We start from the raw sequence: 18,835 nt of genomic DNA, 5'->3' as shown, positions 1-18,835 counted from the left end.
CAAAGATCAAAAATGACGGCATTGGCTATTGGTAAATGGTATTTTTTTGGTATTGTATAGAAAAGCGGGGAACAAGGCTGCATTCGGAGGCATGATGGGACAGTTTGCAATTGGCATCGACGGCGGCGGAACGAACTGCCGGGCGGCCGTGATAGACTCGACGGGTAAAATTCTCGGCACAGGAAAATCCGGTGCCGCAAACATCCTCTCCGATCTGGAAAACTCCCTGATCAACATCGTCGAGGCAGCCCGCCAGGCCTTGGCAAGTGCTGGCCTCGATCCGGAACTTGTCGGCAGGCTGCCCGCTGTTATCGGTACAGCAGGTGCCAATGTCGGCAACTATGGCAAGCGGTTGGAAAGCGCGCTTCCTTTCGGCAATTCTCGTGTGGTCACGGATGCAACAATCGCGCTTCAAGGAGCGCTTGGCGACGCCGATGGCATCATAGGCGCCTTCGGCACCGGCTCCGTCTACAATGCACGCCGCGACGGCAAGATATGGGGCATTGGCGGCTGGGGTTTCGTGATAGGCGATCAGGCGAGCGGCGCCCGCCTAGGCCGCGATCTGCTCGAAAGATCCGTTCTCGCCTATGATCGTGTGACGACGACCTCACCGTTGACAGACGTCATCATGGCCGAATTCGGAAACGATCCTGAGCGGGTCGTCGAGTTTGCCCATGCATCCAAACCAAAGGACTTCGCTCGCTATTCGCCGGTCATCTTCGAATATGCAGCAATGAACGATGTCGTCGCCATGGACATCGTCAGGACGGCAGCAACAGCCATAACAGAAAGCTTGGACGCGTTGCTTTGGCCTGAATGCCCTTCGATCTGCCTCCTCGGCGGCCTTGCACAAGCCTATCGTCCGTGGCTGGATACACGGCACAAGGCGCTTCTCGCCGAACCGAAGGGCGACGTGCTGCGCGGGGCGGTGGAACTGGCTGTAAAACTGCTGCTGGACAGGGAAGGAAGCCAGGGATGACGGAGGATTTGAGTACCATCTTCTCGCCGCAGCGCTTGTCAGGCGGTGGCACAGGCCCGCTCTATGTGAAGCTGCGACGCACACTTGAGGATGCCGTGAAGGTGGGGAGGTTGAAACATGGCGACGCACTCCCCCCCGAGCGTGACATAGCCGAATTCGCCGCCGTCAGCCGTGTCACCGTCCGCAAGGCGATTGACGATCTCGTCGCCGAGGGAATCTTGGTGCGCCGGCACGGCTCCGGCACTTTCGTCGCCAAGCCGGTTTCCAAGGTGGAACAGCGATTGTCTCAGCTCACCTCGTTTACGGAAGATATGGCGCGGCGCGGCATGACCGCTCGTTCGGAGTGGCTGCATAAAGGCATCCATACGCCATCCCCCGACGAAATGATGATTCTCGGCCTGGCTGCCGACACCAAAGTGTCGCGGCTGAGCCGCCTGCGTATTGCCGACGATCAGCCGCTGGCGATCGAGCATGCAAGCGTCTCTGGCGAGTTCCTGCCGGATCCATCGGTCGTAACGACATCGCTCTATGCTGAACTGGAGAAGCAACATGTGCGCCCGGTGCGCGCCGTGCAGCGCATATCGGCGACCAACATGAAGGAAGCAGACGCAGGATTGCTCGGCGTTCCGGTCGGAGCTGCCGGCCTTTCGATCGAACGCATTTCCTATCTTGGCTCGGGACGCGCTGTGGAGTTTACCCGCTCGCTCTATCGCGGCGACGCCTATGATTTCGTTGCAGAACTCACGATCGGCGCGAACTGAATCCCATTCGAAAGCGCTGGAATCAAAAAAACGCCGCCCCGACTGGAACAGTCGGGGCGGCGTTTACATGTGGAGCGAGCTTCTAAGCCAAAGGCCATAAGCCTCTGAAACAACCCGCAATCAAGCTGCGTCGTCGATTTCCAAGTCAGCCTTCGCCGGCACATAGTTCAGCACCGGACCCAACCAGCGCTCAACTTCTTCGATGGGCATGCCCTTGCGGGCGGCGTAGTCCTCAACCTGATCACGCTCCACCTTGGCGACACCAAAATAGTAGGAGTCGGGATGGGCGATATAAATACCCGACACCGAGGAACCCGGCCACATCGCATAGCTTTCGGTGAGCTTGACGCCCGCTGCAGCTTCAGCATCCAGCAGCCGGAAAAGCGTATCCTTCTCGGTATGATCCGGCTGCGCCGGATAGCCGGGTGCCGGACGGATACCTGCGTAGGCCTCCAGAACGAGTTCATCGCTGGAGAAATGCTCGTCCTTGGCATAGCCCCAGAACTCACGCCGGACCCGCTCGTGCATCCGCTCGGCGAAGGCTTCGGCGAAGCGATCCGCGAGCGCCTTTACCAAGATCGACGAGTAGTCGTCATTGGCACGTTCGAAACGCTCGGCAATAGCGACCTCCTCAATGCCGGCGGTAACGACGAAGCCGCCAACATAGTCCTCCACGCCGCTGGAAACCGGCGCCACGAAATCCGAAAGGGCGACATTCGGGCGGCCATCGCGCTTGGATAGCTGCTGGCGCAGCGTGTAGAAGGTCGCCAGCTCATGCGAGCGACCCTCATCCGTAAACAGCCTGATATCGTCGCCGATAGTACCCGCCGGCCAAAAGCCAATGACGGCGCGAGGGCGGAACCAGTTCTCGGCAATGATCTTTTCCAACATTGCTTGGGCGTCGCTATAGAGCTGCCGGGCGGCCTCGCCCTGCCTCTCGTCCTCAAGGATCGCCGGGAAGCGGCCCTTCAACTCCCATGTCTGGAAGAACGGCGTCCAGTCGATATATTTCGCAAGCTCCGCCAGATCGTAGTTTTCGAACACCTTTGTTCCAAAAAACTGCGGCTTTACAGGCTTGTAACTTGTCCAATCAACCTTCTCGGCATTCTCACGCGCTCTCGCAATCGGCAGGCGCACCTTCTCCGCTTCGCTGCGCGCATGAGCGGCCGCGACCTTGGCATATTCTGTCCTGATCGTGTCGACGTAGCCCTGTTTGGCATCCGGCGACAGCAACGACGAGACAACACCGACCGCACGGCTGGCGTCAGTGACGTAGACCGCCTGTCCCTTTTCGTAGCGCGGATGGATTTTGACCGCGGTATGGACACGACTGGTGGTCGCGCCACCGATCAGCAACGGAATGTCGAAGCCCTGCCGCTCCATTTCGGAGGCAACGTGTACCATTTCATCCAGAGACGGCGTGATCAGCCCGGACAGACCGATAATGTCGACCTTCTCAGCGATAGCCGTTTCGAGAATCTTCGTCGTCGGCACCATCACGCCGAGATCAATGATCTCGTAATTGTTGCAGGCCAGCACGACGCCGACGATGTTCTTGCCGATGTCATGCACGTCGCCCTTCACGGTCGCCATCAGCACCTTGCCGGCGGATTGACGTTCACTGCTGCCGCCATTGGCAAGCTTCTCGGCCTCCATGTAGGGTAGCAGCACAGCAACGGCCTGCTTCATCACGCGGGCGGACTTCACCACCTGCGGCAAGAACATTTTTCCGGCACCGAAGAGATCGCCGACTACATTCATGCCGGCCATCAGCGGACCTTCGATGACATGCAGCGGGCGCTCAACCGTCAGGCGCGCCTCTTCCGTGTCGGCCTCGATGTAATCGGTGATGCCATTGACCAGCGCATGCTCGAGACGCTTCGCGACGGGCCATTCGCGCCACGAAAGGTCCTGTGCCTTGGCCTCCTTGCCACCGGTTCCACGGAAGCGTTCGGCAATTTCAAGCAGCCTTTCCGTTCCGTCGGGGCGACGATTGAGGACGACGTCTTCGCACGCCTCACGCAGTTCGGAATCGATATTGTCGTAGACCGCAAGCTGACCGGCATTGACGATGCCCATGTCCATACCAGCCTGGATGGCATGATATAGGAACACGGCATGCATCGCTTCACGCACCGGCTCATTGCCGCGGAACGAGAACGACAGGTTCGACACACCGCCGGAGATATGCACCAGCGGCATGGTCTGACGGATCGTCCGTGTCGCCTCGATGAAGTCGACGCCATAATTGTTGTGCTCTTCGATACCGGTCGCAACCGCGAAGATGTTCGGATCGAAGATAATATCTTCCGGAGGCAGGCCGGCCTTTTCCGTCAGCAGCTTGTAGGCGCGCGAGCAGATCTCGACCTTGCGCTCATAGCTGTCCGCCTGGCCGGTCTCATCGAAGGCCATTACCACAACGGCGGCGCCATACATGCGCATCAGCCGGGCCTGCTTGAGGAAATTCTCCTCACCTTCCTTCAGAGAGATCGAATTGACGATCGGCTTGCCCTGCACGCATTTCAGACCAGCCTCGATGATCGAGAATTTCGAGCTGTCGATCATCACGGGAACGCGGGCAATATCCGGCTCGGCAGCGATCAGGTTCAAAAACTCGACCATGGCCTTTTCGGAATCGATCAGACCCTCGTCCATGTTGATGTCGATGACCTGCGCACCGTTCTCAACCTGATCGCGGGCAACGGCCAGCGCTGCCGAATAGTCGGCATTGGTGATCAGCTTGCGGAACTTCGCGGAGCCCGTGACGTTCGTGCGCTCGCCGACGTTGACGAACGGAATGTCCTTGGTGAGCTCGAACGGTTCGAGGCCAGAAAGCGACATGAACGGGCGATGTTCTGCAGGCGTGCGCGGCGGATATTTCGAAACCGCCTTGGCGATCGCGGCAATATGCTCCGGCGTAGAGCCACAGCAGCCACCGACGATATTCACCAGGCCTTCGCGCGCAAACTCCTCCACCTGAGCCGCCATCATTTCGGGCGTCTCGTCATACTGGCCGAACTCGTTCGGCAGACCGGCGTTGGGATAGGCGCAGATGAACGTGTCTGAAGCCGCCGAAAGCTCCTGCAGATGCGGCAGCATCGCATTTGCGCCGAGAGCGCAGTTGAGGCCCACTGTGAAAGGGCTGGCGTGGCGGACGGAATTCCAGAACGCTGACGGAGTCTGACCCGACAGCGTGCGGCCGGAAAGATCGGTAATCGTGCCCGAAATCATGACGGGCAAATGAATGCCCTTGGCCTCAAAGCGCTCCTCGCAAGCGAAGATCGCCGCCTTGGCGTTCAGAGTATCGAAAATGGTCTCGATCAGGATGATGTCCGCGCCGCCATCGATTAGCCCGTCGATCTGCTCGCCATAAGCCTTTCGCAGATCGTCAAAGCTGACAGCGCGATAGCCGGGATTGTTGACATCGGGCGAAATCGAAGCCGTGCGGTTTGTGGGGCCGATGGCGCCAGCGACGAAGCGGCGCTTGCCGTCTTCGCGTTCCGCGCGGATCGCGGCGCGACGGACGATCTCTGCGCCCTCCTTGTTGAGGTCGTAGACCGCACCTTCCATCTGATAGTCCGCTTGCGCGATGCTCGTCGACGAAAAGGTGTTGGTTTCCAGGATATCGGCACCGGCCTTCGCGTAGCGATAGTGAATCTCTTCGATCGCATCCGGCTGGGTCAAGATAAGAAGGTCGTTATTGCCCTTCTGATGACAGGCACAGCCTATGAAGCGGTGACCGCGAAACTGGTCCTCGTCGAAGCCAAGCCCTTGGATCTGCGTGCCCATGGCGCCGTCAAGCACAAGGATGCGCTCACTCGCGGCCTTTCGCAGGGCCGCGAATACCTCGCTGCCATCACGCTTCGTCGTCTCGGAACCAAAAAGATCGTCAAACATTGGGTGAATTCCTCGGGCCTGATTACGACTCCGCAACCAGATCACATAAAGATATCTTTATGTCAATATATCTATGCTCTCGTTACGCCTAACGCAAGCTCGCTGGTTCTATAGACTACCTCGTTTGCGAAAAAACGGATAAAGCGATTTACAACCTCGCCCATGGACAATGCGTAGCCAGCGACACAGTTCATCTATTATGCCATGACAGCACTTCCGGGCAGCGCTATACGGCTTGCGGAAAAGAATCCAAGGAGGATGGTATGAACATTCAGGTTGAACCGGCGGCGCTCGGAAATTGGACGACGCGCGACTATCATCGGCGCTGGCTGCTCGATCAGGCGAGCGCACTCTTTGATTTCTTCCAATATCGTGCCGTCAACCCTAAAGGCGGCTTTTATGACATAGATGATGCCGGCAAGCCGCTGGATGCCATTAATCCAGTGCGCGGTATCCACTCGACTGCTCGCATGGTGCACTGCTTTTCGATCGGATCATTGCTCGGCCGTCCCGGCGCAAACGAGATCGTCGACCATGGCATGAACTATCTATGGAATCGTCATCGCGACACCAAACATGGCGGTTACGTCTGGTCGCTGAACAATGATGGTCCTGTCGATTCCAGCAAGCAAGGCTATGGTCATGCGTTCGTGTTGCTGGCAGCCTCCTCCGCCAAGACAATCGGCCACCCCTTGGCTGACGGCATGCTTGCCGATGTCACGGAAATTCTGAATACGAAGTTCTGGGAAGAAAAACACGGCGCGATCGCCGAGGAGTTCAATCAGGATTGGTCGCTCATTGATGGCGGCACCTATCGCGGCCAGAACTCCAACATGCATTTGACGGAAGCGCTGATGGCGGCTTTCGAGGCAACGGGTGAAAGATCGTACCTCGATAAGGCCGAAAGCGTCGCCGATCTCGTCATCAGGCGGTCGGCGGGATCGGTCGGCTGGCGTGTGGCCGAACATTTCAACACCGATTGGGTATTGGACAAGAATTACCGCGGCAACGAGATGTTCCGCCCGTCGGGCACAACGCCGGGCCACTGGCTGGAATGGGCACGTCTTGTCCTGCAGCTTTGGTCGCTGGGCGAAAAGCGCCACGACTGGATGCCGGAGGCGGCAAAGGGCCTCTTCTCTCAATCAATGTCACTAGGATGGGACAACGAGAAGCACGGGTTCTTTTACACGCTCGATTGGGACGATGTGCCCGCAAAGCGCAACAAGCTCTGGTGGCCCGCTTGCGAGGGCGCCGGCGCAGCTCACTACCTGAATGAACATGTTCCGAGCGATTTCCACGAGGAAAGCTATCGCAAGATTTGGAGCATGATCGGCCAGAATTTCGTCGATCGCGCCAATGGCGGCTGGCATGAGGAACTAACAGAAGACCTCGTTCCTGCCCATACCCTGTTCCCGGGCAAGGGCGATATCTATCACGCCCTGCAGGCCTGCCTGATCCCCCTCTTCCCTGCAACGGGCAGCTTGACCAAGGTCATCGCCGAAGCCGGCGGAAAGATCTGAAGTCAGCGCCGCCGCCCTCGCTTTAAACGCGGCGGCGCCTCACCTCATTACGCGAGGCTGAGATTGTGCAGTTCGTGGCCGAGCGTCAAAGCCAATGCTTCGACGACCAGGTTGTGATCCTCCCTCTGGGGAAGACCTGAAACTGTGACCGCTCCAATGCAGCCGGTGCCATTGACCAAAATAGGGAAGCTGCCTCCGGATGCAGCATAGTCGGCGCTGGACAGCCCGTTTTCCTCGATGGTCTTGCCCTGCTGCTGCAGTCGTAGCGTGCTTGCGTAGCTACTGCGGAAATAGCGCAACACCATATTGCGCTTGCGTCGTATCCAGTTGGAATTGTCTGGCGTCGATCCCGGCAAGGCTATGTAGAAGACTGGCATGGAGTGCAGCGTAATGTCGATGGCAACACCAAGATTGCGCTCACTCGCGAGATCACGCAGCAGCTTGCCGAGCACCCAGGCTGTCGACAGGTCAAAGGCGTCGAAACGTAACATTTCCTCTTGCAGGGCAATACGGCTGAGGTCCTGATCGATCGTCATAGAAAACCTTCCCTAAAAGTAGATCAGCCTATCAAACGCTGAAGGGCTGATTTGTCCACCTATCTCTTTGGTATTTCAAAACCCAGCTGCCACTTCTGACCCAAGAGAAGATCATGCTCTTCCGGCTCGAGCACTTCAAAGCCCCCACCCGGATAGAACGTCAGCTCTCCTATACGGACCCACTCCGAGGAGGCATAGAAATCGACACGAACGAAATCGATGTCGTGAGCAACGGCTTCCGCAACTGAAATCATCTCGTCGAGGCGCGCGGGGCGCGCGACGTCGCCGGGATAGAGACCAAGATAATCCCGATCAAAAAACGGAAGCTTTTGCCAGTCCGGCGTATAGTTGCAGGAGTAGCCTCGGCCATTCTCGCGTATGTCGATCTCGATATGAGAAACCTTGCCGTTGAAGGTGAATAGCCGATAGTCCCAGGGAACGCGCCCCTCGACGAGCAGCATGCTTTCAATCAAAATCCGGGGCCTGATATGCCGATAAGCCCACTCCCTGTTGTAGGATGCGTGATCGATCGCCAGCCACTCGGAAGAAGGGTTATTCGTCAGCAACCGATCCACGTCGCCCTGTCCGTAAAGAAACTGCCCTACCCCGCTGGCATGGGTCGGTTTGACGACAGCGGGTAACGAAATCTTGGACCAATCAACGGCGGCAAGGTCGGTGCCGACCCAGAGTGTCGGCACAACATACTGGTTGCCTACCCTTTCCGCGATCAGCTCTTTCGCATCGGCCTTGTCCACGAAACGCGGAAGAAGCGGATTTCGGTCATAAAGCTTGCGAGCTTGAATCTTCTCCGTGAGGGTTCTTGGCTGTTTCAGATTGGGAAATCTGCCGCGGATCACGCGATACTTCAATGCACAATAGGCCCGGTCCGGTAACGGCGATATGAGGCGCCATAGAAGATTATGCGCCCGCTCGCGCAATCCCTTCTGCAAATATCCCGGAATGAGAAACCCGTCCCGGTCGACGGTTCTATCTGTCATGGCGGCCATCTTGAATTTCAACTAGAACGCAAGTGAAAATTATCAGCCGGCCTTTAACACAAGGTTATGCCACAGCCTTCTAGATAAACAGCATGAGCGCTTCCGTGTCCAATCTGCTTAAAAGTTCACTGATCAGCCTGGCGGCAACTTTGATTTCGCTGGTCGCCGGCTTCGCCAGCAGCGTCATCGCAGCTCGCCTGCTCGGCCCTGCTGGATCAGGCAAAGTCGCCTACGCATTGTGGATCGCGACCTCTGCTGCTGCCTTGGCGGATATGGGACTTCCCCAAATGCTGCTCCGCAACACAGCCAGCCTCTCGGGCAATGGCGAAACGTGGAAGACGTTGGTGCGGACGGCATTCCGCAGCTTCCTGATTTCAGTCGGCATGGTAGGCGCCGCCATACTGGTCTTCGCTGCAATCGTCTACGTTCAACGCGACGCGCACCACGCCTGGCTCTGGGTTGTCACAGGCCTACTGTTTCTCAGCTACGCATTCCACGTATTTTCGACGGCGGTCGCCCGTGGGAGGAATAGATTCGGTCAAACGGCAAGGACCACCGCTCTTGGTGGCATTTTACAAATTCCCCTGGTTTTTGCCGGCGCGTGGCTGCTTGGCCCAACGGGCGCTTTGATCGGTTATGTCGCTCGCTACCTGCCGCAGGCGCTGCAACTGCGGGAGTACATCGATCGTGGCGCAGAGCCCTCCCCTAAGGTTTTAACCCCCGAAATGCGGCGCTACGGCCGCCACATTTGGCTGAGCGATCTTATCGAAATCCTGGTGCTGTCGCGCATAGAGTTTCTATTTCTCGGCTTCTTTCTTTCATCGAGCAGCATCGGGTACTTCGCCGCCGGCCTCGGGTTGGCCGGCTTGATCGAACAAGTCATGCTGCAGATATCGCCTGCTTTGATTGTCAGCTTTACCGAGGTTCACGCGAAGAACGATCGACGGATACTCGACGCTGCATACAGCCGCGTTATTCGCATCGTCGCTCTCGTGATGTTGCCCATCAGCTTTGGCGGCGCTGCAATCATGCCGGATCTCATGCCGCTCATATTCGGCGATGCCTTTGACCCCGCGATACCGGCTTCGGCGACTCTGCTCGCATTTGTTTGGTTGGCCGGATTATCCGTCATTCCCTGGGGCATCATAGGCGCATCCGGGCGCAGCATTCTTTTGCTACGCGTGCAGATCACAAGCGGCATCTTGATGATATTACTACTGACGGCTTTGGTGCCGCTGATCGGGCTGCAGGGCGCTGCTATTGCTCGAGTCGCGATCGTGACGTTGACTTTTGTCCTGCTTGGCTGGACCGCATGGAAATATGCAGGGGTCTCCGTTCCAGTCGCGGCGCTGGCAAGAACTGTGGTGGCAGCACTCTTTTGCGCTGCAGCGGCCGGGGTCGGCATATACAGTCTCGACGGAGCCGTCGCGCTCGCGACTGCGATTCCGGCAGGAGCTGTCGTCTACATGTTGGCTGTCCGCTTCCTGCGTTTAATTACGCAAGAAGACGTGAAGATACTGATCGACACGATCGGCACCAAGTTGCCCGGCACCTCACGCCCCATCGCAGACAAGCTCCTGACCTTTCTGGCGCCGCGATAAGCTTGTCACACCGTCTCGAACACAGCGGCCAACGTTCTTCGGGCCACTTCGTCCCAGGTCATGATCCCGTCACGAAAAGTCGGTGAACGCTGCATTGTCAGCGCGGCATCGATCTTCTTACTCCAGTCGGCCTCGCCTTCGAGGCTGTATGCGATGCCGTTGGCCCGTGTAAAGGGAATGAGATCAGGCAGCAGGACAGGCAAGCCGCAATAGCTGTATTGCGCCAACTTGAGACTGGATTCTGCAAGGTAAACCTCGTCGGACGTAAGCCGATAAGGAGCGATACCAAAGTCGGCATGCTGCAAATACGGCACAATGCTCTCAAAGTCTCTCTCGCCGTAGATCACGACATTAGGCGGCGCCCATCCATTCCAGGCCGCGCCAAAAACATGGAAATTCACATTCGGCGCAGCCGCCGCCATTGCGGCAACGGAAACCTGATCAAAAAGCATGTTGCCGATGGAGACGGCATTACGGCTGCCTGGTTGATACGGAGAAGGCTGGATCCGGTCGAACAGCTCGGCGTCAACACCCTGAGGAATCACCTTCACCCTGCCTCCCGGTGGAAGCAAAGCGCCCAGTCGTTCCGACGGAACGCAAACAGCATCGAACCGGTCGATCTGGGTGGCCTGGATGTTTTGCAATGCCGGGGCAGCCCCAATGCTCCTCAGCAGGTCACGACAAAAATAGAGCGTGCGCGCCTTTGGGTTAAGTCTCTTTATTTTGCGAAAAAAGGCTAGAGCTGACCCACTTTCGGCCAAAACCAGATCCGCATTGGCAACGCGGCGACGAGCGAAACGCGGCAAATAGCTACCATAGACACGAAAAAACAGCGTATTTGCTGCATTCAGAAAGCGATTGTTCGAGCTGAAGGCATGTACTGGCGGAAGATAGGCGCCCGCACTCAAATTATTGCCAATCGCTTGAAATCGGTTTGCCTGCTCCTGCGACAAGTCCCGGAAACGTGACCGATCCTTAAGCAGGGTCAGCCAGCTATGGCCTATCGTGAGAACATGGACTTCGTGTCCCTGGCGAGCCCAACAGGATGCAATGAAATGGATCGACGCCTTGCGATAGCCGCGTAAGAACGCGTGCGCCGTTAGAATCACGATTTTTCGTCGCGGCTCGACCTGCTTTGCGGCCGGCTCAGCTTCATTTTGTGCCAAAGGCTGCCCCCAACAGCGCCTTCAGTCGGTTTTCTCATAACCGACATCAAAAGATCAATAGGGCTGCGGCAACGAACCATCATGTCCGGAACCTTGATAGCTGCAGCCACGGTTCAACTTGCAGGATATGAACCGCAAAGCGTCTAACAGCAGGTTAAAGTTGAGCCCCCGACGATAGAATAGATGGAACAAATATCCCAAGATCACGCGCGATCGATCGCAGCAGCCATTGATGACGCGAAGCAGCATAGCTCCTGCTTGCCTGCGAGCAGTGAACAGGTCATTGATAACGCTTCGCGAATGTCCCGCCATAGGAATATCCCGGCATGAATGCAAAATACGCGCTTCCCGCCATTCTGGCCTGCACTTGCCCCAGCATAGCAACGCCAGCCTTGGCTGAAGATCCGGCGCAATTGGTTCTGCGCGACGGCTTCGACGGTAAGGACTTCGCTCCGTCTGGTCATCTCTATTATCGCGAGAATTTCGAGCAGAAGGCGGGATCCATAGAATTTCAATCTGATGTGAAGCGCTCGGGTACGGGAGCCTTGAGACTTAGCGTCAAGCCCTTCTGCCCTCCGGGCAAGGCAAATTGCAGCGAAAGAGCGGAGATCTGGGAACATACAAAATACCGCGTATCCTACGATCAGGGAGTTTGGTACGGCTTTGCCGTGAAGTTCGCGGACCCCGTTCCCTCAGGCGATCATCGCTACCTTATAGCGCAATGGAAGCGAGAGATCGGGCCGAATGCAGAGGGAGACTTCAGTCCCTTCCTGGCTCTCCGCCTCAACAACGGCAAGCTCTTTGCCACCGTGGAAACCAACTATGTCGCTCCAGTGCCGGAGAAGGACAAGCACGAGGATGGCGGCAAAGCTTGCGATGAAAGTGAAACGCCGGTTTGGTTCCGTCCAGACACCAACCAAATGCGCGCGCTGGTCGCCACCGATGGCAATTGGGCCGCTGGCGATGGCGAAGAATTCGCAGGCTGTACCAGCGCAATTAAGGTAACAAATCGCGGCAACCAACTGCCAGCACCGGCATCGGGCTGGATAGACTTCGCAATATATAGCAAACCAGGACCTGATGGCTCGGGGCACATCGAGATATTCGCCAACAATAAATGGATTGTCTCGGTTACGGGCCGTATTGGACACGCAGATCATGGGCTTGGCAAGAATCAATATTTCAAGTTTGGCCCGTATCGCGCCGCCGATACCACACTATGGACACTTTACTACGACGATTTTCGCCGCTCTCCGCATTGTGCAGACGTTCTTGCAGATCCCAGTCTCTGCCCAATGAAATAATTGGCAACCGAAGGCTGTTGTCGATGAATAAAATTCGAAAGCACTGTTGACCTAAGATTTTTCGGGGACCGGGCTGAACTTTTTTGCTTCTCGTTGGTTATCCTTTTTCGTGAAGGAGGCCACGAAAATGCTTACCACCCATCGCGATTGCAAACATCACGTCAAAAGAAACGCAATTCCATCTCTCGGAGAGATAGAAGGCCGCGTTGCAGTGCTGGAGATTGTTGCTCAATCAGCGTTGATCCACGTCTTCGACGAAGGTGAAGTGGACATCGATGCCGCATTTTTGTCTCAGATGCGCAGAGCATTGCATCGCAAATGCAAGGAATTGAAGTTGGATGGCGAAGATACGGCTTCAGCACTTTCATACGCCGAAGAGTTAATCGAGGCGGCGGTGAATTCGTCTCATCCAATTCATCAGTAACATCCCGTAATCTCAGAATTGTTCTGTCTCTTATAGTGGCGCTGACGCTTAAGATCGGCGTCCTTTTCTTGTCTGCACTAAATAAGGCAGGCGACAGACTTCAACACCCACTTAAGTCTTTGGTTCGCGGAGACCGTCAGTGATGTATCATAGGGAAACTGCGTCGCATTACGGGACAATATGGCTGTATCATCTCAGTGGCATATTAACGCCGACAGCCGAACGCGATTGCAAATTTGGAAATTCAAAGCAGTGTTCCCTACACCCGCCCTGGTGCAAGCCCTAACCATGAATGGTCTAGCGAATGTCTGCGATGATGCGCACGCTTTTTTTCTCCGACGATATCGATGTTCTCGCCAGCGCCCTCTTTGCCTGGTGCGCGGAACGCAGCATTAGATTGCAGAGCCAAGAGGGCCTATCGGCCGCGAACGTAGCCATCAACCTTTACGACGCAGGCTACCAGACCCAGGACCGACTTCTTGGCGCTCTGCACGATCACGAATTTCGCTAGCGCATAGGCCGCCAGTCGGGTTGTTCTCCCTGGACGAAGGAGAACAACCTGTCCCTGGGCTAGGCTCCGGTAACCAAGGTCAGCGGCTTTACAAGATCCGATCTCAATTCGTTGCTGCCTGCCGCAACGCGTCCGCGATGCAAGCTCGCTCCTCAAGGATCCCGGCCCACTCGTCCTTATGGTAAGGCGAGTCATAGATGAGCGTGAATGGACCACAATAACCCGCGGCTTCGGAAAGCAAGACGCAGCGAACATAATCCTCCTCATCGAGACCGGCAATGGAGTAGTGTCCCTTGGCGTGACATAGCTCAGCCCTTCCCATGATCTTCGCGAGGTCTTTATATTTGCCGGCGCCTTGCCAATTTCCAAAATCGCCGTTCAGACCAACCCTTCCCTCCAAGGCGTCTAAGACATGGTTGACTTCAGCCGGCCCTGGCAGGAGATCGAACCAGTTTTCGATTAAGAGGCGTACGCCCGCCGCCGTGGTGATTTCAGCCAATTTACGCAGATATCCCTCGGCCATAGTCAGGGCGGCATCGGTCGGTAAAGCCTTGCCCGCAATCACCCGCATATTCTCCGCCCCGAGAGAGGCGGCGATATCCGCCCAACCAGCCATCCACTTCGCATCGCGTGGAGCGGTTTCGGGATCGCTAAGGTCTCCGTCCTCGATCAGTAGCGTTTGAACCGCCACACCAGCCTCCTCAGCAGCGTTACGAAACCTTGCGACATAGCCAGGTAACAGGCTCGGCAAATGGAAGGAGCATATCTCGAGCCGAAATATACCGCGCTCCGCACATTGCTGCGGCAGATCAATCAATTCGATGCTGCCTGCACCGTAAGTTGGCTGGCAAGCGCACGACATCGAATCGGAAGGCCTGTAGGGATAGGTACGGCCCAATGCCCGATGCAAAGACCACGTCGAAACGGCAAAGCGATGCGTTAAGTCAGCGGCTATAGTCATTTTGTTCCCTCCCTATGTCATCACTCGACACAGCATGGACGAAACTAGATCAATCGTGAACGCTAGCAATCGGAATCAGAAGGACTGCCGCCTTGAATTGTCGTCGCGCAACGAGTTCAAGCAAACAAAGATCCGGAACGAATGAAATACTATCTGATCTCACGTCCACCTTTGACCCAGCGCGATATGGCATCGAAAGCGAGATCGGCGATCCACATAGCACACATGCCGACGACAAAAGCAGTCGCGTTCATCGCCGCGACATGCTCCTGCGGCAAAGGCCAGTTGACGGCCCGCAGGTAGAAAAGCGCCGGCTCTGTCATGTAGGTCGCGGCAAGGGCTCCGCAAATCGGCGAAGCCACGATCTCCCGTGTCGTATATCGACGCCTCGAAAGACCCCGTAGAATCCCGCCAGAGAGACCGGCCATGACGACCCCGGCTTTGATGCCCAACGCATCCAGAAATTCGTGCATCGTCATTGCTCTTTTCTATCAGACCTTACGCTTCTGAAAATCGGACGCCTTATCGTCCGAGGCATCAGGCAGGAAGTCTGTCTCACTTGTTGACGGGTGGTTGAGGCTTTACCAATCCGACAATGCCGTCCCTTATGATGTTGACGGTAATCTTCAGCACGCTTAGAGCGGCAATTGCCCCTGCGGTATAGCTGGGAGCGACGAAGGATTGCGAACATTCCAATGAGCCATCGGCGAGCTGCACGCAGCCCGTCGCCAGAAGAATGGCAACGGTCAATGCCGACAAGGTGATCAGAATATTCAGAACATTATGCAGCGCATTTGTGTTGAGCATTTTTTCCTCTTAAGGATGGTATGAGGTTCAGAGCAAAGCACATACCAGCCACTGTGGTCCAACTCGCGATCGTCGCGGCGAGCCGCATCAAAGCGCTCGTTGTTCGAAAAGCGATCTCGTTAGAACATGACGACTGGCGATACAGATGGGCTACCCTGCGCGCCGATTAGCGCGCAGCTTCCAGAGCAGCAGCGAATTTCTTTGCGTAGCCTGCAATTTCCACCGCTCGATCCCTGCCGTTGATAATTTTTCGGGCACCAACCCAATCGGTCGCCGTGGCGCTAAAATATTCGTCGAGCCTCCTGCCGGTAAAGAGACCATTGATCATGCCGTCAAAGAGAATCTGGATGGCCTTGAGAGGATCGAGAGCCATATCGGGATCGGCGGCAATGCCATACTTCAGATAGTTGTCGTGCCCGGTGATCTGAACCAAACCACGTCCGCGGTAGCGCCACCCATCGCCACTTGCCTCGCTGCCGTTGCCCATTCGATTCGCATAGGCTCGATTGGCAATTCGCTGTGGCTGTCGGGCATAATCAGCAGCCTGCTTTGCCGTGAAGTATTTGTGAAAGGTCGCGAGCAACCCAGACGCCGAGTAGTTGAGATTTTCCACGACGGCACACATCGTATTGTCTGTCTCGTGATAGGCCGTCGCCAGCATATATGCGAGCCAACGATTGTCGAAAGGCCGGACCTGCCATGCCCCTAGAATGGCCTCCATACCTTTGACCTGATTTGTCGACAGCTGACCACCAAACAGCGATGTACGCACCGCCGCGAAGAATTTCGCGTGATCCATATTGTTTCCTCTGTGGATGAGACCCGCCGGGACCTTGTTCGAAATCGAAGCGGATCTAATTTTCGAATTCCCAATGATTCTCAGGAGTTAGTGAGTTTGAGTTATGACTGGAGTGGCGTCAGGACACGACGCATCAGAGCGCTTAAGATTGGTGTTTCCGCGATAATCACGACCACAGCACTTGCCGTCCCGGCGGCGATCTTGCTTGGCGGACTGCACTGGGGTTGATGCGCAGTTGAGGTTGGTATCTGCTTGCTGGGCGTTCAACGGTGTTGCGGATGGCGAGCAAGTGGGAGGCTTGCCGACTGATGAATTTGGTCGGGGCAAAGGATTACTCTCTCCTACCTCTTGGTTGGGATGAAGTACTGTGCGCCAGCAGCATGTCGGTACGTTTAGAGATTACCGATATATTGCATTCGAGCGGGACCAAGGACCCGCTCTTCTATGGATCCACCCACGACCTGCGATAGCAGAAACCGACAGAGCCGGCAGGATGCGCTGCCGGCGTGCCGAGCAAGCGGACCGATGTGATGCCGTTCCACTCATACCCGCGAACAACCTTTCCATCAGCTGTCCATCTTTCTGTCGTCCTCGTTGGAGGGGCCCAGGCTGATCTAAGCCGAAGCCTGCAGAGAGGCGTCAAAACAACCAAAGCAAGTAGCATTTCTCAGACAAAAACCTGCACAGCAATGTCTACCGCATTTCATTTATTATTTTGCTTCTCATGTCCGAGGCAAATTGGCCAGTGCGATCCGAACAACCATGGCGGCGCCAACAATACCTATATTCAGGCAGCAGACTGCGATGGAGCTCCGGTGATCTCCGCATGAATACCGTCGACCGGCTCGATCTCGACCTTACCTGCTGTCATTTCGGGAACACTCTGGCGATCGGGTGCCTCATGAGCTGCCAACTGAGTCCTCGCGCTCGCCAGTTCGCTCGCAAGACTATCGATGGCATTGGCATACAGCTCGACTTCGGCCTGCAGCATCTCAATTTGCTTCTTGAGAGATTTTACGAACGTCGACATTCAACGCTCCTCAAGCTGCAGGCGCTGTAACGCCGTTAGAGGGCCACGCGAAAGCATCAATCTCCGCCTTCGTGCTGATCGTGCCGGCGACGATCGCGGCGTCGATAGCGCTTTCGGCCGCAAAGCTCGCCTGCACATGCGCGCCGACCACATTAGCGATCGCCGTCATTTGCGTGGCGGTCAGCTCCACGAAGCCGACCGCTGTCTTGAACTTCACCAGTACGCCCGGATTTGCCTGAACGAAATTGTAGGCTCCGGTAATCAGCGACTGGCTGGCGCGATCGGTCATGACCTGCGTGGTGTTGAGGACAATGCCACCCGTTTCGACGGCATAGCGCTTGGAGGCAGCATAGGCATAGAGATCGACCGGAGGCGGCTCGGGAGACCAGCCGGCGACGATCGCCAGCAGGCTTGCCGGCGGCTCGGGCCAATCGGCTACCGAGGCAACCAGGGCGGCTTCCTTGTTGCTCAGCTGATCGAGAATAGCTTCCTTGTCCGCTGCATCCAGCCCGGACGTGATCTTGGCTGCGAGCGCCAGCCAGAATTCCGGCACATTATAGATCTGCTGCCGACCGAGCCAGAAGGCGACAGACGCCATCCAGCGATCCGCCTTGCTCTCCGAGCGAGCCGCAAGCAGCGCCTCGACCATCGGTTCATACATGCTGTCAATGCGATACATGGCAGTCCTTTCTTGCATTAGTTTTTGGCAAAGGCCCGCACAGCCTGCCAATCGATGGCAGCAGCAGCGCGGATTTCGGGAGCGGTTTTGGCGGCGGCAAGGGCAGCGCCAGCCGATCGGCGCAGGGCCTCGACCATCTGCGAGCCGACCTTCCAGTGTTGATCTCGCGTTAGGATGTCGGCAGCCTTTTCGAAACGGCTAACGCCATCTTCGATCGCTTCGGCTGTGATGTGCGGCGTCTCGCCCTCTGGCACGCCCACGCCTAGCTGCGGGTCGGCCACGATCGACAGCGCCTCGTTGACCTTCAGCGCATAAACGGCGTCCTGACCGGGAATGAGCGTGACGAACAGCATGCGCGCCAGCCGCACTTGCCGATCGATGTCAGTCTGCGCCTCGATGCGCTCCAAGGTGAGATCGGCGGCAAAATTAAACCGCATGAATGGTCACCTCGAAATGATGGAAAGCGGCGGGCACGAGGAAGGAGAACCGATAGTCGCCCAGGGCGTCGGTAGTGAATTCAAAGGTGCCATCCTCGATCGTGGTGATTTCATTGCCGTGCATCACCGACGTCCCGGCCGGCACCTCAAAGCGAACCACGTCCAAGCCATCGGCCTGAATGGTGTATTCGGTGACATCGAGCACGCGGCTCTTCGGCGTGACGACCCCATTCAGGACATAAGAGGTCGCGTCGAGGTCGAAGGAATAGCACTCGGCAGGCACCGTCATCACGACGTAGCCCTCACCATGAAGCGAGGCAAAGCGCGACAAGATGCTTGGAGCACAATTGCCATGCTGCCGGATGCGGCCGTCAGAACCATAGATAATGTAGTGAATAGCCGTGTGTTCTAACGCGGTCATGAAT

General features: G+C 56.6%; 19 protein-coding genes. 7 read left to right on the top strand and 12 right to left on the bottom strand.

Going from position 1 to position 18,835, the window contains the following annotated elements:
• The first annotated feature begins 94 nt into the window (after positions 1-94).
• Both GGD46_RS10630 and GGD46_RS10625 read left to right on the top strand, forming a co-directional pair.
• The gene (locus GGD46_RS10630) at positions 95-979 is read left to right on the top strand and encodes a BadF/BadG/BcrA/BcrD ATPase family protein (protein ID WP_184703740.1); all 885 of its coding nucleotides are present in this window, start codon (positions 95-97) and stop codon (positions 977-979) included.
• Complete coding sequence (locus GGD46_RS10625) at positions 976-1,740, top strand: GntR family transcriptional regulator (RefSeq protein WP_184703739.1); 765 nt, start codon at positions 976-978, stop codon at positions 1,738-1,740. Before GGD46_RS10630 ends, GGD46_RS10625 begins: the two co-directional genes overlap by 4 nt.
• Before the next feature lie 120 nt (positions 1,741-1,860).
• On the opposite strand, the gene metH is transcribed toward GGD46_RS10625, so the two are convergent.
• Complete coding sequence (metH, locus tag GGD46_RS10620; protein WP_184703738.1) at positions 1,861-5,637, bottom strand: methionine synthase; 3,777 nt, start codon at positions 5,635-5,637, stop codon at positions 1,861-1,863.
• A gap of 263 nt (positions 5,638-5,900) precedes the next feature.
• Between metH and GGD46_RS10615 the strand changes: the two genes are divergently transcribed.
• Positions 5,901-7,157 (top strand): AGE family epimerase/isomerase, encoded by a 1,257-nt coding sequence (locus GGD46_RS10615; RefSeq protein ID WP_184703737.1) that lies wholly within the window; start codon positions 5,901-5,903, stop codon positions 7,155-7,157.
• Between the two features lie 47 nt (positions 7,158-7,204).
• Here GGD46_RS10615 and GGD46_RS10610 read toward each other — a convergent pair whose 3' ends face one another.
• Together GGD46_RS10610 and GGD46_RS10605 are read right to left on the bottom strand one after the other, a co-directional pair.
• Complete coding sequence (locus GGD46_RS10610; RefSeq protein ID WP_184703736.1) at positions 7,205-7,693, bottom strand: heme-degrading domain-containing protein; 489 nt, start codon at positions 7,691-7,693, stop codon at positions 7,205-7,207.
• A gap of 59 nt (positions 7,694-7,752) precedes the next feature.
• Positions 7,753-8,691, bottom strand: a complete 939-nt coding sequence (locus tag GGD46_RS10605) for an ATP-grasp fold amidoligase family protein (RefSeq protein ID WP_184703735.1) — start codon at positions 8,689-8,691, stop codon at positions 7,753-7,755.
• 92 nt (positions 8,692-8,783) lie between these two features.
• Between GGD46_RS10605 and GGD46_RS10600 the strand changes: the two genes are divergently transcribed.
• Positions 8,784-10,292, top strand: a complete 1,509-nt coding sequence (locus tag GGD46_RS10600; RefSeq protein WP_184703734.1) for an oligosaccharide flippase family protein — start codon at positions 8,784-8,786, stop codon at positions 10,290-10,292.
• 5 nt (positions 10,293-10,297) lie between these two features.
• On the opposite strand, the gene GGD46_RS10595 is transcribed toward GGD46_RS10600, so the two are convergent.
• Complete coding sequence (locus GGD46_RS10595) at positions 10,298-11,458, bottom strand: glycosyltransferase (protein ID WP_184703733.1); 1,161 nt, start codon at positions 11,456-11,458, stop codon at positions 10,298-10,300.
• 326 nt (positions 11,459-11,784) lie between these two features.
• On the opposite strand from GGD46_RS10595, the gene GGD46_RS10590 reads away from it, so the two are divergent.
• The 3 genes from GGD46_RS10590 (at position 11,785) to GGD46_RS10580 (ending at position 13,697) form a co-directional block, all read left to right on the top strand.
• Entirely contained in the window at positions 11,785-12,762 is a 978-nt protein-coding gene (locus tag GGD46_RS10590; protein ID WP_184703732.1) for a polysaccharide lyase, read from the top strand.
• A 127-nt stretch (positions 12,763-12,889) separates the two neighbouring features.
• Positions 12,890-13,186, top strand: coding sequence for a hypothetical protein (locus tag GGD46_RS10585; protein WP_184703731.1), 297 nt, complete (start codon positions 12,890-12,892; stop codon positions 13,184-13,186).
• A gap of 304 nt (positions 13,187-13,490) precedes the next feature.
• Positions 13,491-13,697 carry a hypothetical protein gene (locus GGD46_RS10580; protein ID WP_184703730.1) on the top strand — a complete coding sequence of 69 codons (207 nt, stop codon included), beginning with the start codon at positions 13,491-13,493 and terminating at the stop codon, positions 13,695-13,697.
• Between the two features lie 103 nt (positions 13,698-13,800).
• On the opposite strand, the gene GGD46_RS10575 is transcribed toward GGD46_RS10580, so the two are convergent.
• From GGD46_RS10575 to GGD46_RS10540, 8 genes are all read right to left on the bottom strand, one after another.
• Complete coding sequence (locus tag GGD46_RS10575; protein WP_184703729.1) at positions 13,801-14,658, bottom strand: sugar phosphate isomerase/epimerase family protein; 858 nt, start codon at positions 14,656-14,658, stop codon at positions 13,801-13,803.
• 149 nt (positions 14,659-14,807) lie between these two features.
• A complete protein-coding gene (locus GGD46_RS10570) occupies positions 14,808-15,137 on the bottom strand; it encodes a hypothetical protein (protein WP_184703728.1) in 330 nt (109 codons plus the stop codon).
• 76 nt (positions 15,138-15,213) lie between these two features.
• The gene (locus tag GGD46_RS10565; protein WP_184703727.1) at positions 15,214-15,465 is read right to left on the bottom strand and encodes a hypothetical protein; all 252 of its coding nucleotides are present in this window, start codon (positions 15,463-15,465) and stop codon (positions 15,214-15,216) included.
• Positions 15,466-15,631: 166 nt separating this feature from the next.
• The gene (locus GGD46_RS10560; protein ID WP_184703726.1) at positions 15,632-16,264 is read right to left on the bottom strand and encodes a hypothetical protein; all 633 of its coding nucleotides are present in this window, start codon (positions 16,262-16,264) and stop codon (positions 15,632-15,634) included.
• Between the two features lie 787 nt (positions 16,265-17,051).
• Positions 17,052-17,294: a hypothetical protein gene (locus GGD46_RS10555; RefSeq protein ID WP_184703725.1), complete on the bottom strand. Its 243-nt coding sequence runs from the start codon at positions 17,292-17,294 to the stop codon at positions 17,052-17,054.
• Positions 17,295-17,304: 10 nt separating this feature from the next.
• Positions 17,305-17,973 (bottom strand): DUF4376 domain-containing protein, encoded by a 669-nt coding sequence (locus GGD46_RS10550; protein ID WP_184703724.1) that lies wholly within the window; start codon positions 17,971-17,973, stop codon positions 17,305-17,307.
• Positions 17,974-17,990: 17 nt separating this feature from the next.
• Positions 17,991-18,410 carry a hypothetical protein gene (locus GGD46_RS10545; protein ID WP_184703723.1) on the bottom strand — a complete coding sequence of 140 codons (420 nt, stop codon included), beginning with the start codon at positions 18,408-18,410 and terminating at the stop codon, positions 17,991-17,993.
• Positions 18,400-18,831 carry a hypothetical protein gene (locus GGD46_RS10540; RefSeq protein WP_184703722.1) on the bottom strand — a complete coding sequence of 144 codons (432 nt, stop codon included), beginning with the start codon at positions 18,829-18,831 and terminating at the stop codon, positions 18,400-18,402. The genes GGD46_RS10545 and GGD46_RS10540 overlap by 11 nt, the downstream gene beginning before the upstream one ends.
• Between the last annotated feature and the right edge of the window lie 4 nt (positions 18,832-18,835).

Origin of the sequence: Martinezella lusitana (assembly GCF_014207095.1) — a bacterium.
Classification (GTDB): Bacteria; Pseudomonadota; Alphaproteobacteria; order Rhizobiales; family Rhizobiaceae; genus Rhizobium; species Rhizobium lusitanum_B.
Note: the sequence above shows the minus strand (reverse complement) of the source record. Positions and strands in the feature narration are given on the sequence as shown.